We start from the raw sequence: 15735 nt of genomic DNA, 5'->3' as shown, positions 1-15735 counted from the left end.
GGAGGGCATGTTGCAGGTCATCCGTTCTCCGAAGGTCTACGACGTTTGCATCATAGGCTCGGGCGCAGCCGGTGGCACGGCGGCAAAAGTCCTTACTGAGCGCGGACTCAATGTGGTCATGCTGGAAGCGGGCCCGCCGGTCAATCCGGAAAAAGACTTCAAGATGTTTGCCTGGCCATATGACTTGCCGCACCGCGGCGCCGGAGTTGGCGGGTTACAGCGTGGCATTGTCGGAGATGAATTCATGGCGCCAAACGGCGCATGGACCATTGAAGGTGAGCCTTACACTTCTGCGCCAGGATCGAACTTTCTGTGGTTTCGGTCGCGCATCGTCGGCGGGCGCACGAATCATTGGGGAAGGATCGCACTCCGTTTCGCCAAGGTAGATTTCAAGGCCCGTTCTACCGACGGCATGGGGGACGACTGGCCCATCAGCTACGAAGACGTAGCACCTTATTACGACAAAGTTGAGTCTTACATCGGAGTCTTTGGAACCAAGGAAAATATTTCCAGCGCCCCCGATGGCGTCTTCTTGCCGCCGCCTAAACCGCGCTGCACAGAAATCTTTGTTAAACAAATTTGCGATCGGCAAAAAATTCTCTGTGTACCTTCGCGTTTGGCGATTCTGACTGAGTCCCATAACGGCAGGGCGGCATGTCATTACTGCGGCCAGTGTGGTCGGGGATGCGTTACGGCTTCAAACTTTAGTTCCAGCCAGGTAATGATTCCACCGGCGCTGGCTACTCGCCGCTTGACGCTTATTACCAATGCGATGGCACGAGAGCTGATCGTCGGCAAGTCTGGAAAAGTTGAGGCGGTCTCGTACATTGACAAGACCACGCGCAGCGAGCAGCAGGTGCGCGCGCGCGTCGTCATGCTTTCAGCCAGCGCCTGTGAATCAACCCGCCTGCTGCTGAATTCCAAGTCGCCGCAATTTCCTGATGGCTTAGCCAATGGTTCAGGGGTGGTCGGTCGCTATCTGACAGACTCGGTTGGCAGCTCCGGCTCGGGGTATTTCCCGCAGCTGGAGAAAATTCCGCCGCACAACCACGATGGGGTGGGCGGAATGCACATGTACATTCCGTGGTGGAAGTTCGACCGCAAAAACGACTACCTTCGCGGCTACCACATCGAGTTTGGCGGTGGTCGCAATATGCCGGGGGTGGCCGACTTCGATGATGTTTGCGATAATTCTGAAGGTTACGGTGTCGCCCTGAAGCAGCAGTGCCGGCGCACTTATGGCACGAGCATCGGCTTTGCTGGGCGCGGGGAGATGATCCCCAACGAAAACTGCTACTGCGAGATTGATCCCACCGTAGTCGACAAGTGGGGTATTCCGGTGTTGCGCTTCCATTGGCAGTGGGGCGACAACGAAATGAAAATGGCGCGCGACATGCAAGAGGTGTTTCGCGAAATCGTGCATGCCGGTGGCGGTACGTACACCGACCATCTCACCCCTGGCGAGCGCATCTCAGCCGGGGGAGAAATCATTCACGAGCTTGGTACGGTGCGAATGGGAACGAATCCCGCCAAGTCCGCACTGAACGGATTTTGCCAGGCGCACGAGGTCAAGAACCTGTTCGTTACCGACGCCGCATGCTTCGTAAGCAATCCCGACAAGAATCCCACGCTCACCATCATGGCGCTGTCCTGGCGTGCGTCGGATTATTTGGCGGATGAGGCAAAGAAGGGAAATCTGTAGAAATGTCGAACTCAATTACACGTCGCGACATTCTCAAGACTTTGACGGCCGGTGTTGTTGCCGGATCGGTGTTAAGGGTCATTCCCGCACAGGCAGCTGAGTATGCACATAAAATGGTGCAGGCTGAAAAGGCGTCGGCGGCTGGCGTGTACGCACCCAAGTTCTTCAACCCTCATCAATACAAAACCTTGCAATCGCTCTGCAATGCGATCATCCCGCCTGATGATCGCTCGGGCGGCGCGGTCGAAGCGGGTGCGCCAGAGTTTATAGACCTGCTCACCAGCGAGAATAAGGAGTACCAGTTAAGTCTAGGTGGGGGATTGATGTGGCTCGATTCCACCTGCACCGATCGCTACGGACGTGCTTTTTTAGACTGCTCCGCTGCTCAGCAGAAGCAGATCCTGGATCTGATCGCCTATCGCCAGAATTCCATGAAGGACTCTTCGTTAAGCCAGGGCGCGAATTTCTTCGCCTTCCTAAGAAGAATGACGGCTGACGGTTATTTCACTAGTGAGATTGGCATTAAGGACCTGCAATACATGGGGAATTCATTCCGCAAGACTTTTCCAGGATGTCCTTCAGCACCACAGATATAGAGTCACGTATTTCGAGTCTTACTTCAGGAATAGAATTCGTGCGGTAGATACCCTCAGCGGGGTTTTGAACGTTATAGCCTTGGCGCCTAGGAGCTTACGTCAGTAAGGCGAGAGGTGACGCCATTGCGCTCATCTTGTGTAAAGGGCGCTTGGCGAAGGTCAACCCCGGTCGGCGCGTCACCCGCCAGCATAGGAAGCACAGCCTGCAGCGCTGCGATTTCTGCCCTGAGCTCTGCCATGCGCCGTTCTTTCTGCCGGATAACTTCGCTGATGTTTTTCATAATTCTCCTCGCCGTTTCTTGCTGGGCGACGCTGCACCACCTCAGCGACGCAAGCCGAGCTTACGGGCCTGTACGAACCCTCAACCAGATAACCAAAGGCTTTGACCAGATGCCCAGGTTGGCATCATCTTGCACCCGTTTGCCTCGAAACACCAGTTTCTCTATAAGTTTTTTTAAAGTTATGCTTCCCGAATTTAACATTATCCGGCAGACACGTATATTTGTGATTTAGTACTGCAACGGCGTAAAAACATTTTGACCATCTTTAACTTGCCGCCAAATCTCGTATCCACTGGTTTCAGTCTAGCGTCTATCGTAACTTGGGGAAGCGCCGATTTCCTCGGCGGTTATGCCGCGCAACGCGCTGACGCTTTCCTGGTCACGGCTCTCGCCCACGGCAGCGGCCTGGTTTTTGTGACCGCGGTTGCGCTCCTGCAGCATGCTCCCTTTCCTAACCATGTCAGCGTCCTATGGGCGCTTGCCGGAGGGCTTTCAGGCGGCATTTCGCTGGCCGTTTTTTATCGGGCGCTGTCATCCGGGCAAATGGGATTGAACGCTCCGGTAGCGGCAGTGTTGGGCGCCTCCATTCCGGTAGCAGTAGGCTTTGCGCTCGAGGGCCTGCCGCACGCTTTGCAGATTGCTGGATTCCTGCTTGCAGGCCTGGGGATCTGGTTTATCTGTAAACCCGACCACCTCACCGGTCCGCCCGAAGGTATGGGGCTCGCTATCCTCGCGGGATTTGGATTCGCTGGATTTTTCTTGTTCATGAGACAGACCGGTAATAGTTCCGCCGTGTGGGTGGCGTCCATCTCTAAGATCGCGTCACTGACTTTGGTGGGCATTATTGTGGCAGTAAAGGCGATGAGCGGACGTCTGCAACGCGGCCGAACCGGGATAGCTGTGCTCGCTGGAGTCCTTGACGTTATGGGCACCGTCTTTTATGTGTGTGCCAGCCAAACCGGGCGACTGGACGTCTCCGTGGTGCTGTGTTCCTTGTATCCGATGGTGACAGTCTTACTGGCGGGAATCTTCCTGAAAGAGCGCTTCACAACATTGAGGCTAACCGGAATGGCGGCGGCTCTTCTGGCCATGCCGCTGATTACACTTAAATGAGGTTTGCATTGCTCCACTGAATCGAGCAGCGGCCCATCGTCAACCGACCCCGAAGCTGCGCTTGCGCGCCGCTTCTACTCGCCGCACCGCCCCCAGGTAGTCCCCGTACAAATAGAAACCTGTGTCTCCAGTTTCTGCGGGAATGAGGTCCTTGATGCGCGAGCCATATTTCTGCTTGAGCAAGCGGGCCAGCAACTCGAAGCGGTGATAGTCTTCGTGGCCAGCCTTTTCGCGGTAGATTTCTTGGGTACCGTGTTTGATCACCCAGAACCGCTCCTCCGGATCGCCGTCGTCCTTGGCTTCGAGTTCCCAGAGCAGCGTGAATTGCCGGTCAGCGACATCCGGCAGCCCATTAAGGATGCGGGTTTCCTCCTGGTCACGGATTTCGCGCCACTGGTGCAGGGAAGGCGGCTTCACGAAATCGTTAATCTCAGACATACGGGATGCAATTCTGCGCCTGCGAAAGTGATTCTAGACGATGGAGGTGTTGAGGTGCACTCGTTCCAACCCAAGGAGCCACTCTGGTAACCGCAAACGCCGATTCGTCCTGCACATGCCGCGAATACGTGCGCCAGTTACATGCGTTCTTTTGCGCTAATTGACGAAACCAAATAAGCTATATGAGATTCGTCCAGGGAAGTCCACAACCGCGCGGTCGCTCCTCACCTCTAATAGCAGGTGGATTGGCCACGGCAAGCGAACTGGATGTGGGGAAAATCACGATGCAGCAGCTAATGTCAGACGGCAGCCGTCGTGGTTGGAACCACGACATCGAGTCGGGACAACGCAAATCCAACGGCAGTAATGGTAATCCAAGGCGTCAGGCGAAACTGTCGCGGCAGGTATTGCTGTTCGCTCGCAATTTCTTTAAGTATCCGAAGCTGCTCGGTTCTCTCATCCCCAGCTCCCCTTTTCTAGTGAATCATCTGCTGTCATTGATTGATTGGCAACGGGCCCGCATCATTGTGGAATACGGCCCCGGCATAGGGACCTTTACCGGGGAAATCCTGCGGCGGATGCGACCAGATGCCGTGTTGGTGGCGATTGAGTTAAACCGGGATTTTGTCGGTTTTCTGCGCGATGAGATCAACGATCCTCGGTTGCACGTGGTGCACGGTTCGGCAACAGATGTTCGTAAGATTCTTGCTGACCTGAATCTGCCACACGCCGACTACATAATCTCAGGTATTCCTTACAGCACGTTGCCCGACAAAGTACGGGCGCAGATTGTGCGTGAGTCCCGCGGCTTACTTCATCCCGAGGGAGCGCTCGTGGTCTATCAATTTACCAATACAGTGCTGCCCTATCTCAGACCCGTTTTCGGGCAGGTGGAACAAGATTTCAAGTTGCTGAATATTCTGCCCGCGCGAATTTTTTATTGCACCCCGTAGGCTGGGACTCTGTTTACTTTAGCTCCAACTCCAGGAATTTTGCCGGCTGTTTGGCAAGGTTTTTGAACTCATGCACAATATTTCCCTCGTAGAACTGCACCGCTCCCGGCTTGAGTTGCACTTGCTCGGTTCGTCCTCCAACCACGCTATCTTCTAATTGCAGCTCCGATAAGCCAATCAGCACCTGTCCACCTTTGTGACCGTGCTGCGGCAGCCAACCGGCGGGGCCAAGATCAATTCGCGAAAGCTTTGCCCGTTCGGTATCGAAAAGGGTACTACGGGAGTAGCTGCCCTCATCAGTCTTGCCGAATTTGCCATCCGTGCAAGTCGAAGCGCCCAAACCGCAGATCGCGCGCTCTGGTGCGATGTCCTGCATTATTTCTAATTCCAGGAAGTGCGCCGGCCTATCCGCCTTGTTCGCGATTCTGTGGGGCCAACCCCCTTTGAGGACCTGCATTTCTCCGAATTGCATTCCCATACTGAATTCATTTCCTGGACCTGAAGCTGCAATGTCGTTGTCGCCCAAAGCGATGATCAGGTAATCGTGGCCGTGGTGGTTTAGCTCGGTAGATTGGTGGGGAGCAATCTCGACCTCAAAAGCCCGAACCTGTGCGTTGGTGACCAATTTATGGAAGCAGGCATCAGCGCCAAGCTCCACCGGTCCTGTACGTCGAATGGATGTAGCAGGGTGGGAACGAGTCAGGTTCTGAGCAGCGGCAGGAAGAAGTCCGAATAGTACCCAGGTTGTCAGCACGAACCTGTGAAACACTTTCGGGTGGGAAGAGGCGAGTAACATAGTTCACCTCCGCCGGCCTTCGGCCAGCTGCACTCTTATATCAGAAATGGAACGATGGTAGGTGGAAAATCGGAAACTTGTTCTAAAATACGAACTCTCGGCTGGTTAGCAAGAAGGGCAGAGCTCTTGCTCAGGCCGCCAGTTCAGACCGCGCTTGCAACAGGTGCAAAACCTGCCCTCGGGACACGATGCCCTCGACATGGCCGTTCGAAACCACCGGAAGCTGATTTATATCTTCACGTGCCATGATCTCCATGGCGGTGGTGAGGGGAGTATCGGGGTTCACTGCATGGATGCGATCGAGGGGTCTCATGGCGGCTCGGACACTGGTCTGGGGCCAGTGCTCGCGTTCCACCTGGCGCAGTTCAGCAGGCGTAATCAAGCCCAGGGTTCGGCCATTGTCGGTGACCACAAAACAGCGTCTGCCAGTGAGAAGCAGGTAGTGGTCCACAAAATCCTGCAGAGAAATACTGCCATTTACCTCGCCGCACTCATGCGACATTACTTGCCCGACGCGGATCTCGCGGAGAGCACTACCGGCTTGCACCCGCAGATAGGTGGCGCCTGCGGCATTTAGCAAAAACCAACCAATGAACGCCAACCAAAGGCCATTAATGCCGGTGCCCATAAAGAATTGCCAGATGCCGAGGACGATGAAGGCAAGGCCGACGAATTGCCCGATGCGGGCGGCAATTCGAGTGGATCGTTCAGCACTTTTGGTGATCGCCCAAATAATCGCCCGCAGGACCCGTCCCCCGTCCAGAGGAAAGCCTGGAATCATGTTGAAGGCAGCGAGCGCAATATTGATTCGTCCCAGCCATACCACCACTGAGACTGCTGGGGTTTCCGGAATAGTTCGTGGGTCCCAACCGAGAGCACGAGCGATTCCTAATAAGGCGAGGCCGATGACCAGGCTGGTGGCTGGGCCAACGACCCCCATCAAGAATTCTGTGCTCGCTCGGGCGGGCTCTTTCTCAATCTGCGCCATCCCACCCAGCGCAAATAGGGTGATCCTGCGTATCGGCACACCACGAGCCTTGGCTACCAGAGCGTGTGAGAGTTCGTGGGCAAAAATGAAGATAAAGAAAAGGAGAGCTGTGAGAATTGCTGAACCCCAAACGGTGGTATCACTCCAGCCCGGGTGCATCTGGCGAAAGTGGGCGGCGAGCGAGAAAGCGATCAGCACAGCAATGACCATCCAGCTGTAGTGAAGGCCCAGTTCAACGCCGAATAATCGAACCAACCTGATCTGCGATCTCACGTTCCTTCCCCTTTCAATCAGCTTTGGGGCTCCCGAAAAGCCTAGTCCTTAGAGCAGGACATGTAAATACATCGCCTGTCTACCTATGCAGTAAGGTTTCCCAAAGCAATAGTTTGTCCCGCCCCGGTTACGCCGGGCAGCAACTTTGCATCTAAGGTCATCAAGTCTCCTTAAGCCTCGAGGTGTTTTATGACACTCTGGAAGTGTGGCCAGACGCTGGTATTGGTGGTGGGTTTTGCATTAGCAGCAGGAGCTCAGAGCAGCAGCAACTCAGGCGCGTCTGACTCAGATCAGGCCCCGGTGCTTTCGAGACGCACTGCCGCGGTGGCCCAAGTCACGCAGGGGCCGACCATCCAGTACGCGGATGATCAATTCGCGGTCGTCACTTGGACGACTGACGTGGCCAGCGCCAGCAAGATCTATTTCGGCACCGATCCCAATAAGCTGGAGCGCACAGCGGAGGGTGGTTCCGCGGGTACGAGTCATCGAGTCGGCTTGAAAGACTTGCAGCCTTCCACCACTTATTATTTCCGCGTGGAGACGAACCAGGCTGCCGCTCCCGCCATGGCCAGCTTCCAAACCGTACCCAGCGGCGCCGCGCCTCTGCAGTCCCAGCCTGCCAAGCGATTGCAGCAAGGCGTTACCATCACCTCCGGACCGACCATTCAGTACGCTGACGAAACATCTGCGGTGATTACGTGGTCAACCAAACAGCCTGTGCCTAGCAAGCTTTACTATGGCACCAGTTCCAACGCGCTGACGCAAACCGCTGAGGCGCCGGGAATGAACACTTACCACCGAGCGCATCTCGCCAACCTGCAGCCGAACGCAACCTACTACTTTCAGGTGGATACCGGGCAGGGAACACGTGCCCAGCAGCAGAGTTTCCGTACCGTCGCCAGCGGAGCGCAGCCGGTATTCGATCAGAAACCGGATCAGTCAACTCAGGCAGCCGTGTCCAATCCAGGTTCTGCACCGGCACAAGCTTCGGCTCCCGCCACCCCGCACCTGCTCGTACCTGCAGGGACAGAAATTGAGGCCACTCTCCAGGAGGCCCTTTCCACCAAGACCGCAAAAGTGGGCGACAAGTTTAGCGCTGTGGTGAGCAAACCGGTAAAGGCCAACAATGGTCAAGTTGCGATACCTGCCGGGTCAACCATCAACGGCGAAATTATTGAAGCCGAGCAGGGCAAGACCCTACCCATGGTGCGCGGGCGCGGACGCTTGAACCTGCGCTTCCGCGATATTACGTTGCCCAGTCATACCTCGTTTCCGCTTACCGCCACACTGGCATCTATTCACGGACAAAACCCGAATAGCGAAGGCGAAGTGGAGTCAAAGACAAGCGGAAAGACCGCCGCCAAAGACGTTGGTATCGGAGCAGGCGCGGGCACCATCGCCGGCCTAATCCTGGGCAGTGCGTGGAAAGGTCTGGTGATTGGCGCCATCGCCGGAGGGGGATACGTTCTTGCCACCAAAGGCAAAGATGTGGAATTACCGGCAAAATCCGGGATGCGGGTGAAACTCGATCAGGAGCTGTCCGTTCCCGTCGCTGCGGTAAATCAAGTCTCGCAAAACTCGAGTAGCCGCTGACCTTCGCTAGACTTGAGCGCCCGCGAGCTCCTGGAGTTCCGCGTCGGGATCGGCTTCTTCCTTGGACGACGCCTCGTGCTTCCGCGCGATGAGCATGTAAATTGACGGCACCACGAGAAGGGTAAACAAGGTCCCAATAATCATCCCGCTGACCAGCATAATTCCAATGCTGTTACGCGCGCCGGCTCCAGGACCTCTCGCAAGCACCAGCGGAAAGTGGCCGGCAACAGTCGCCGCCGTGGTCATCAGGATTGGGCGCAACCGGGTCCCGGCTGCCTCAATGACCGCGGCCAGTTTGTCCTTTCCGGTCTCCTGCAGGTGGTTCGCGAATTGCACAATCAATATGCCGTTCTTCGACACCAAGCCGACCAGAGTAATCAGTCCTACCTGACTATAGATGTTCAGTGTCGTCAGTCCCAAAAACGAGAACAAGAGTGCTCCTGCGATGGCGAGCGGCACCGAGCCGGCGAGAACGATGAACGGATCGCGGAAGCTTTCGAACTGTGCCGCCAGCACCAGGTAAATCAGGATCGCCGAAAGTAAGAACGTCCCTAAAAACTTGCTGCCCTCAACCCGGAGCTGACGCGATTCGCCAGCGTAATCTACCGTGAATCCCTGCGGCAAAATGGTCTTTGCCTGGTCTTCGAGGAACCGTAGCGCGTTGTCCAGAGGGACCCCGGGAGGTATCACGCCCTGAATCCTCACCGCGTTCAGCTGCTGGAACTTGTTGAGCGACCTTGGCTGCGTGGTTGTCTTTAAGCTGGCAAACGTTGACAACGGAACCAATCTGTTGCCCGCTCCGGTGACGTAAATTTGCGAGAGCTGCTCCGGAGTCAAACGTTCCACGCGCTTGACCTGCGGAATTACCTTGTAACTTCGTCCCTGAATGCTGAAGCGGTTTACGTAATTTCCGCCGAGTAGAGTTGAGAGATCCTTACCAGCCTGGCTCAGCTCCACCCCTTGTGAGCGAAGCTTGTCGCGGTCAAAAACGACCTCGGCCTGGGGCTGGTCGAACTTCAGATCGGAGTCAGCGTAAATAAACATGCCGCTAGCGAAAGCCTTCCCCACGAGTTGATTTGCAAACTGGAGTAATTGCTGCGGCTCCGCAGACGACGCGATTACGAAATCCACCGGGAAATTCCCGCCTCCGGGCAAGGGCGGCGGCGTCAGCGGGATAACCCGGATGCCCGCGATCTTCGACAATGGCCCAGTTGACTGAATCAGGAGTTGCTGCGCAGTCTTCTTGCGTTGACTCCATGGTTTGGTCACCATGCCACCGAAGCCGCCATTCGGACTGGTGATCTGAAATACGCTGTCGCTCTCAGGAAATGAGCGGTAAACGTCATACACCTGTGACGCGAACAGGTTGGTCTGATCTATGGTCGAGTTCGGCGCAGCCTGTATGACTCCAAACACCACACCTTGGTCCTCGGCCGGCGCCAGCTCTCTCTGGGAAAACATGTAGAAGGGCACTATCAACAGAAGCACAATCGCCCACACCATGAGGACGACGGGTCGGAAGTGCAATGTCCCAGTCAGAACTCGCACGTAGCCGTTACGCACAGTATCAAAGCGGCGATTGATCCAGCCTGCGAGTCCGCGCTCGGTATCTCCTTCTCGCAGCAATCTCGAACCCATCATGGGCGAAAGCGTCAGCGCGACGATGCCGGAGATGATGACGGCACCCGCCAACGTAAACGCGAATTCCCGGAACAGAGCGCCAGTCAACCCGCCCTGGATGCCCACCGGGGCGTAAACCGCGGCCAGCGTGATGGTCATGGCAATGATGGGACCCACCAACTCGCGGGCGGCATCAATGGCTGCGTGAAACCGCGTCTTGCCGAGTTGAAGGTGACGTTCAACGTTCTCAACCATGACAATGGCGTCGTCTACCACCAGACCGACGGAGAGCACGATCGCCAGCAACGTGAGAAGGTTGATGGTGAAGCCAGCTACCAGCATCAGGAAAACGGCGCCGATCAGGGAAATAGGGATCGCGACTATGGGGATCAAGATTGATCGCCATGAACCCAGGAACAAAAAGATGACAACAATAACGATAAGGAGCGTCTCGGTAAGAGTACTCAAAACCTCTGTAATCGCATCCTGAATGTAAGCGGTGGAGTCGTACGGTATGCCAACCTTCATGCCGGCTGGCAACTGCGCCCGGATTCCAGGAATGGCCGCGCGAACGTTCTTAATTACATCCAGGGAGTTAGCGGTAGGAAGCACCCAGATGCCCATGAAGGTTGCGGATTCGCCGTTAAAGCGCACATCCGAGTCGTAGTTTTCAGCGCCTAGAACAACATCGGCGATCTCTCCCAGTCGCACTACCGTCCCTTTGTCCTGTTTCACCACCAGCTGGCGAAATTCTTCAGCCGTCCGTAGATCGGTATTCGCAACCAGGTTCACCGACACCATCGAGCCCTTGGTCTGCCCCAGTGCGGAAAGATAGTTATTGTTGGCCAGCGCGTCATGCACAGCTGACGGCGAAATGCCCAAGGCTGCCATCTTTTCCGGCTTGAGCCAGACGCGCATAGCGAAGGTTCGCTGGCCGAGAATATCGGCCCGCTGGACACCGCTGACGGCGCTCAGCTTGGGTTGCACAACCCGGGTCAGGTAATCCGTGATTTGGTTCTGATCCAGATCGGTCGAAGAAAACCCGATGTACATTGCGGCAAATTGAGTGTCGGCCGTTTGCAATTCGATAACCGGGGCCTCGGCCTCAGGTGGCAGGTCATTACGTACTTGCGCTACCTTGGCCTGGATCTGCGTGAGTGCCGCGTTAGTGTCATAGTTGAGCTTTAAGTGGACCGTGATCGTGCTAAGTCCCTGGGTGCTCGAGGACTCGAGGTAATCAATGCCGTCGGCGCTGGCGATCACTCGCTCCAGCGGTGTCGTGATGAATCCTCGGACTAAGTCGGCATTCGCGCCTACGTAAATGGTGCTGACCTGCACCTCTGCAATGTCGCTGCGCGGATACTGCCGCACGCTCAGCGAGCGAATAGCCTGTAGACCGGCGATCAGGATCACGAGGTTGACGCAGATCGCGAGAACCGGCCGTTTAATGAAGAGATCCGTGATCTTCACTTAATTGTCCTCAGGATGGGGAGCCGGATTGTTTCCGGGCTGAACCTTGTTATTGACCGCCACGGCAGCGCCGTTGCGCAGCTTGAAGACCCCAGAGGTCACGACCTCGTCGCCCGGCTTAATACCAGAAACGACGCCAACCTGATCTCCGCGTGCACCCTGAATTTTGACGAACTGCTGGTGTACGCCGCGATAGGTTTTCCCATCCGGACCTTTCATATCACCTACCACAAACACCGAGTCACCGAACGGGGCAAAACTAATTGCCGATGCCGGCAGCGGTATCACGGAACTCGCAGCGCCCACCCCCACTTGAACCTCCACAAACATGCCTGGACGCAACTTGCCTTGAGGATTGGCCATGGTCGCCTGTACCTGAACATTGCGAGTTCCTGAATCCACAATCGAGTCAATCGCGTTCACCCGCCCCGTGAATTGCATCCCCGGCAAGTTGTCGGTTGTGATTTGCACCCTGTTTCCAACTCGAACCTGTGCAAGCACCTGCTGCGGCACGCTGAAGTTCACGTAAATGGGGTTCAACGATTGCAAAGGAACGATCGCGCTACCCGCGGACAGGTATTGACCCAGGTTGACCTGGCGGATACCCAGCACCCCAGAGAACGGCGCCCGGATCGTCTTGCGGTCGATGGTCGCGCGAATCTCTCCCACATTGGCTTCGGTTTGTTTCTGGTCCGCCAGTGTTTTGTCGTAGTCCACCCGCGAGACCACCCCCTCGTTCACCAGTTGCTGCCAGCGAGCATGGTTGATCTTCGCCAAATCCCGCTGCGCTTCCATTGCAGCCAGCTGGGCGCGTTCTTGCCGGGTGTCGAGCTCGACCAATACATCTCCCTCATGCACTGACCTCCCGGACTCGAATTCGATTTTGTTTATGGTTCCGGGCAGATCGGCGCTCACTGTGACTCCATGAATGGCAGCCATGGTCCCCACCACGCTCAGAGTTGACGGCCAAGTTGCCTGTTTGGCAACAACCGTGGTGATCGCTTCCGGCGGCGGTTGGAACGAGTGCGCCTGTACCGCCGACTGGATTTGTCGTGACTTGAGGTAGCCGAGGCCTCCGATCACTACCACTGCCACAGCCAGCACCAGCAACATCCGTCTTACCATATGCTCCTCTTCCAAATGTGGACGCTCAGTTGAGCGTCAGGTAATGTTCGCACCGAGGCATTCCTACGACGTGCGGTACTCTTAGGAACGCCCGGGGAGGGGTGGCAAGTAGCAGCGCCAAGACCGTCCGCTGCAGGCGCTTATCGAACCCCAGGGAGTCGTGCCTTCTCACGTTCATTTATCCGATTTACTGAACCAACAGAAGGATTCGAAAACTTATTTGACGTAGGCTTCCCAGTTTTGACACAGCCCTTCCTACCTTATTTCTACGCTGACGGGGCCCGGCGGGTTCCTAAAACGTGAATTCTCAACCGGCTGATACCGACCTTCATTTGCAGGCTACTTGTGAGCCCGTTTGACAGCAAGGTGGATGGCTTTCGGTTGGTGATGCTGACCTGCGGAGGCCCAGCGCTGGCAAGTTCTGCGGTTGCTCGCTAATGATTCCTGAAAATCTCTGATTAGAGAGGCTTGCTGCAAACGAGATAGGCCGTTTTTACTCAGACCCACATACTACCGTTCGGTGCAGAGGCAACATCGAACAATACATCATTTTCAGGGAGGTAATCAGGAACGTCATGCCCCTTGATGTAGATCGCCTGCGCAAGCCCTTCCGAAAACTGCGGAAGGACCTCAAAGGATTTCCCAAGGAACCCAGTCCGGAACTGGTTCACGAAATGCGCACCTCGTCCCGGCGAATCGAGGCGATGCTTGCGGTTTTGGGGCTCGAATCGAAGGCCAAATGGCAGGAGCTTTTGCGCATTATGGGACGCGTCAGGAAGCATGCCGGTCAGGTTCGCGACATGGATGTGCTTACAGGCTATGCCTCCCAAATCGAAGTCGATGAAGAAAGAGAATGTCTCATACAGGTCCTCGAATACCTGGGGGACCAACGCTTTAAGAAGGCAGCGAAAATGCATGCAGTCGTACGCAAAGATGGTCCCGAACTACGACGCCTGCTTCAACGTTGTGCCAAGCAGGTCAAAAAGTTGGTGCGCAACGACGATGCGTCCAACAGTACAGCGCGTATAGATGTAATCGCTATGGCCCTGCGGCTTTCTGCCGAATTACGAGAACCGCGTCGCTTGGACAAAAGCAATCTGCACCCCTACCGCCTCGAAGTGAAGCAGTTGCAGTACGTGCTTCAGATGGTTGAAGAGCACACCCCCGAACAACAGAGTTTTATTGAGAAGTTGAAACAAGTAAAGGACGCTATCGGAGAATGGCACGATTGGGCTGAACTGCTGTCAGTTGTCGAGGAGGTTGTGGATCACGGCGTAGGTTGTAAGTTGTTAACAGAAGTGAGAGCGACCGCCGCTAAGAAATTCGAGCACGCTCTATCCGGCACAAATGAGATGAGAGCTCGTTATCTGCCTGTGGCTTCGGGACGCAAAAAGCAAGGTGCAGCAAGACAAAGACCTCTGCCGGAAGCGGTGTTGGGCGCGGCGTCGGCCGCCGCCTGAAGCACTGTCACACTGGCATAGGGCTAAGGATGATCAGTATGGGAGAAGGGAACCGTTCTAAGCTGCCACTACAAAAAGCAGGAGCGAGTTCTGTCCAGATTATCGTCGAGACACCTAAGGGGAGCAGGAACAAGTATAAGTTTGATCCCGACAAAGATGTTTTCAAACTATCTAAAGTCCTGCCGGAAGGCATGGTCTTCCCATACGACTTCGGGTTCGTGCCTTCCACCAAGGCCCCCGACGGCGATCCGCTGGATGTGCTCATGCTCATGGATGAGCCGACTTTTCCCGGGTGTCTGGTGGAGTGCCGGCTCATTGGCGTAGTCAAAGCCGAGCAGGAGGAGAAAGGAAAGACTCACCGCAACGACCGGTTGATTGCCGTAGCAACGGAGTCAATTACCTACGCGGACGTGAAGCACTTGCGCGACCTGAATGCCACTGTACTTAAACAAATAGAGGCCTTTTTCTTTAACTACCAAGCGGTGCGGGGGGTGAAATCCAAGGTCTTGGGGCATGAGGGACCGCAAAGCGCGATGCGAATCCTGGAAGAATCGGCTCAGACCAAAGCCGCGTGAGCCTGCCGATTGCCCTCACGCTCGATAGAGTTGGATCAGAAAGCGACCAACTTCACGCACCGATTCGAAGAGTTCGGCAATTTGGTAGGTGACTATAAAGAAACAGCCATAGAAGAATGCAGCATCGTAATTCAGCAGCTTCATTGGCCACCAGGTAACCGCTCGGCGGACCGCCGACAAATGGAAGAACCAGCCCAGACCAACGCCCAGTGCCACGCCAGCAAAAATGTCTGTCGGATAATGGATTCCTAGATAAAGCCTCGGCAAACACACTATCAGCGTGATGTAAGCAAAAATGAACAGCGCCGCGCGGCGAGAAACGAAGAACAATCCGGTAGCAATTGCGAAGAACAGGACCGCGTGGTCGCTGGGGAATGAACTCCAGCGTTCGAAGCTTCCTGCCATCGCCGTGGGAAATTGAGGGGCGAGCTGCGGGTCATCCAGCGGGCGAAGTCGAAACGGAAGTATCAACGCCAGTAACCTGGCCAGAGCCAGTCCCGCAAAGCCGGCAATGATCGCGGCGAGCACGGATTCTTGCTTCTCTATGTCGTTCTGCGTTCGGAACCAAAGCCACCAAATAACTGCGACTACGATTGCACCTTTAAGAAAGGTGTTCCCGCTCAGCAGCACGATTGCATGGTCAAAGGTCGCGGAGCGATGCGTGAAGTGGTACACAAACCTGAGGATCGATGAATCAATCGCTCTCCAGGCGCCCGCAGGAGCGGATTGTAGCCAGAAAATCATGGGTTCAA

At 55.6% G+C, this 15735-nt stretch carries 14 protein-coding genes; 7 read left to right on the top strand and 7 right to left on the bottom strand.

The window, feature by feature from the left end; genetic code table 11:
• Positions 1-7 precede the first annotated feature (7 nt).
• Together VFA76_09260 and VFA76_09255 are read left to right on the top strand one after the other, a co-directional pair.
• On the top strand, positions 8-1702 hold the full coding sequence (locus tag VFA76_09260) for a GMC family oxidoreductase (GenBank protein ID HZR32026.1): 1695 nt from the start codon (positions 8-10) through the stop codon (positions 1700-1702).
• 2 nt (positions 1703-1704) lie between these two features.
• Complete coding sequence (locus VFA76_09255) at positions 1705-2298, top strand: gluconate 2-dehydrogenase subunit 3 family protein (protein ID HZR32025.1); 594 nt, start codon at positions 1705-1707, stop codon at positions 2296-2298.
• 86 nt (positions 2299-2384) lie between these two features.
• On the opposite strand, the gene VFA76_09250 is transcribed toward VFA76_09255, so the two are convergent.
• On the bottom strand, positions 2385-2579 hold the full coding sequence (locus VFA76_09250) for a hypothetical protein (protein ID HZR32024.1): 195 nt from the start codon (positions 2577-2579) through the stop codon (positions 2385-2387).
• Between the two features lie 255 nt (positions 2580-2834).
• On the opposite strand from VFA76_09250, the gene VFA76_09245 reads away from it, so the two are divergent.
• Positions 2835-3692, top strand: a complete 858-nt coding sequence (locus VFA76_09245) for an EamA family transporter (protein HZR32023.1) — start codon at positions 2835-2837, stop codon at positions 3690-3692.
• 39 nt (positions 3693-3731) lie between these two features.
• On the opposite strand, the gene VFA76_09240 is transcribed toward VFA76_09245, so the two are convergent.
• The gene (locus VFA76_09240) at positions 3732-4130 is read right to left on the bottom strand and encodes a hypothetical protein (protein ID HZR32022.1); all 399 of its coding nucleotides are present in this window, start codon (positions 4128-4130) and stop codon (positions 3732-3734) included.
• 245 nt (positions 4131-4375) lie between these two features.
• On the opposite strand from VFA76_09240, the gene VFA76_09235 reads away from it, so the two are divergent.
• A complete protein-coding gene (locus VFA76_09235; protein ID HZR32021.1) occupies positions 4376-5083 on the top strand; it encodes an rRNA adenine N-6-methyltransferase family protein in 708 nt (235 codons plus the stop codon).
• Positions 5084-5096: 13 nt separating this feature from the next.
• Here the strand turns inward: VFA76_09235 and VFA76_09230 are convergent, their stop codons facing one another.
• Both VFA76_09230 and VFA76_09225 read right to left on the bottom strand, forming a co-directional pair.
• Positions 5097-5879, bottom strand: a complete 783-nt coding sequence (locus tag VFA76_09230; protein HZR32020.1) for a hypothetical protein — start codon at positions 5877-5879, stop codon at positions 5097-5099.
• 130 nt (positions 5880-6009) lie between these two features.
• Complete coding sequence (locus VFA76_09225; GenBank protein ID HZR32019.1) at positions 6010-7140, bottom strand: site-2 protease family protein; 1131 nt, start codon at positions 7138-7140, stop codon at positions 6010-6012.
• 189 nt (positions 7141-7329) lie between these two features.
• On the opposite strand from VFA76_09225, the gene VFA76_09220 reads away from it, so the two are divergent.
• Positions 7330-8733 (top strand): fibronectin type III domain-containing protein, encoded by a 1404-nt coding sequence (locus VFA76_09220; protein ID HZR32018.1) that lies wholly within the window; start codon positions 7330-7332, stop codon positions 8731-8733.
• Positions 8734-8739: 6 nt separating this feature from the next.
• Here the strand turns inward: VFA76_09220 and VFA76_09215 are convergent, their stop codons facing one another.
• Positions 8740-11823 carry an efflux RND transporter permease subunit gene (locus VFA76_09215; GenBank protein HZR32017.1) on the bottom strand — a complete coding sequence of 1028 codons (3084 nt, stop codon included), beginning with the start codon at positions 11821-11823 and terminating at the stop codon, positions 8740-8742.
• Positions 11824-12948: an efflux RND transporter periplasmic adaptor subunit gene (locus VFA76_09210; protein HZR32016.1), complete on the bottom strand. Its 1125-nt coding sequence runs from the start codon at positions 12946-12948 to the stop codon at positions 11824-11826.
• A gap of 575 nt (positions 12949-13523) precedes the next feature.
• Here VFA76_09210 and VFA76_09205 point away from each other — a divergent pair.
• Both VFA76_09205 and VFA76_09200 read left to right on the top strand, forming a co-directional pair.
• Positions 13524-14408: a CHAD domain-containing protein gene (locus VFA76_09205; protein ID HZR32015.1), complete on the top strand. Its 885-nt coding sequence runs from the start codon at positions 13524-13526 to the stop codon at positions 14406-14408.
• A gap of 38 nt (positions 14409-14446) precedes the next feature.
• Positions 14447-14983 (top strand): inorganic diphosphatase, encoded by a 537-nt coding sequence (locus tag VFA76_09200; GenBank protein ID HZR32014.1) that lies wholly within the window; start codon positions 14447-14449, stop codon positions 14981-14983.
• A 15-nt stretch (positions 14984-14998) separates the two neighbouring features.
• Here the strand turns inward: VFA76_09200 and VFA76_09195 are convergent, their stop codons facing one another.
• On the bottom strand, positions 14999-15727 hold the full coding sequence (locus tag VFA76_09195; GenBank protein ID HZR32013.1) for a phosphatase PAP2 family protein: 729 nt from the start codon (positions 15725-15727) through the stop codon (positions 14999-15001).
• Positions 15728-15735 lie beyond the last annotated feature (8 nt).

The sequence above is a fragment of the Terriglobales bacterium genome, from assembly GCA_035651655.1.
Classification (GTDB): domain Bacteria; phylum Acidobacteriota; class Terriglobia; order Terriglobales; family Acidobacteriaceae; genus DASRFG01.
The sequence above is the reverse complement of the archived record's forward strand: the minus strand, read 5'-3'. Positions and strand labels throughout refer to the sequence as shown.

What these genes read in the sequence shown, in the direction of transcription:
- VFA76_09240 (HZR32022.1), bottom strand. Translation starts at nt 4,130, where the DNA reads ATGTCTGAGATTAACGATTTCGTGAAGCCGCCTTCCCTGCACCAGTGG.
- VFA76_09205 (HZR32015.1), top strand. Translation starts at nt 13,524, where the DNA reads ATGCCCCTTGATGTAGATCGCCTGCGCAAGCCCTTCCGAAAACTGCGG.
- VFA76_09220 (HZR32018.1), top strand. Translation starts at nt 7,330, where the DNA reads ATGACACTCTGGAAGTGTGGCCAGACGCTGGTATTGGTGGTGGGTTTT.
- VFA76_09210 (HZR32016.1), bottom strand. Translation starts at nt 12,948, where the DNA reads ATGGTAAGACGGATGTTGCTGGTGCTGGCTGTGGCAGTGGTAGTGATC.
- VFA76_09230 (HZR32020.1), bottom strand. Translation starts at nt 5,879, where the DNA reads ATGTTACTCGCCTCTTCCCACCCGAAAGTGTTTCACAGGTTCGTGCTG.
- VFA76_09195 (HZR32013.1), bottom strand. Translation starts at nt 15,727, where the DNA reads ATGATTTTCTGGCTACAATCCGCTCCTGCGGGCGCCTGGAGAGCGATT.
- VFA76_09255 (HZR32025.1), top strand. Translation starts at nt 1,705, where the DNA reads ATGTCGAACTCAATTACACGTCGCGACATTCTCAAGACTTTGACGGCC.
- VFA76_09200 (HZR32014.1), top strand. Translation starts at nt 14,447, where the DNA reads ATGGGAGAAGGGAACCGTTCTAAGCTGCCACTACAAAAAGCAGGAGCG.
- VFA76_09250 (HZR32024.1), bottom strand. Translation starts at nt 2,579, where the DNA reads ATGAAAAACATCAGCGAAGTTATCCGGCAGAAAGAACGGCGCATGGCA.
- VFA76_09260 (HZR32026.1), top strand. Translation starts at nt 8, where the DNA reads ATGTTGCAGGTCATCCGTTCTCCGAAGGTCTACGACGTTTGCATCATA.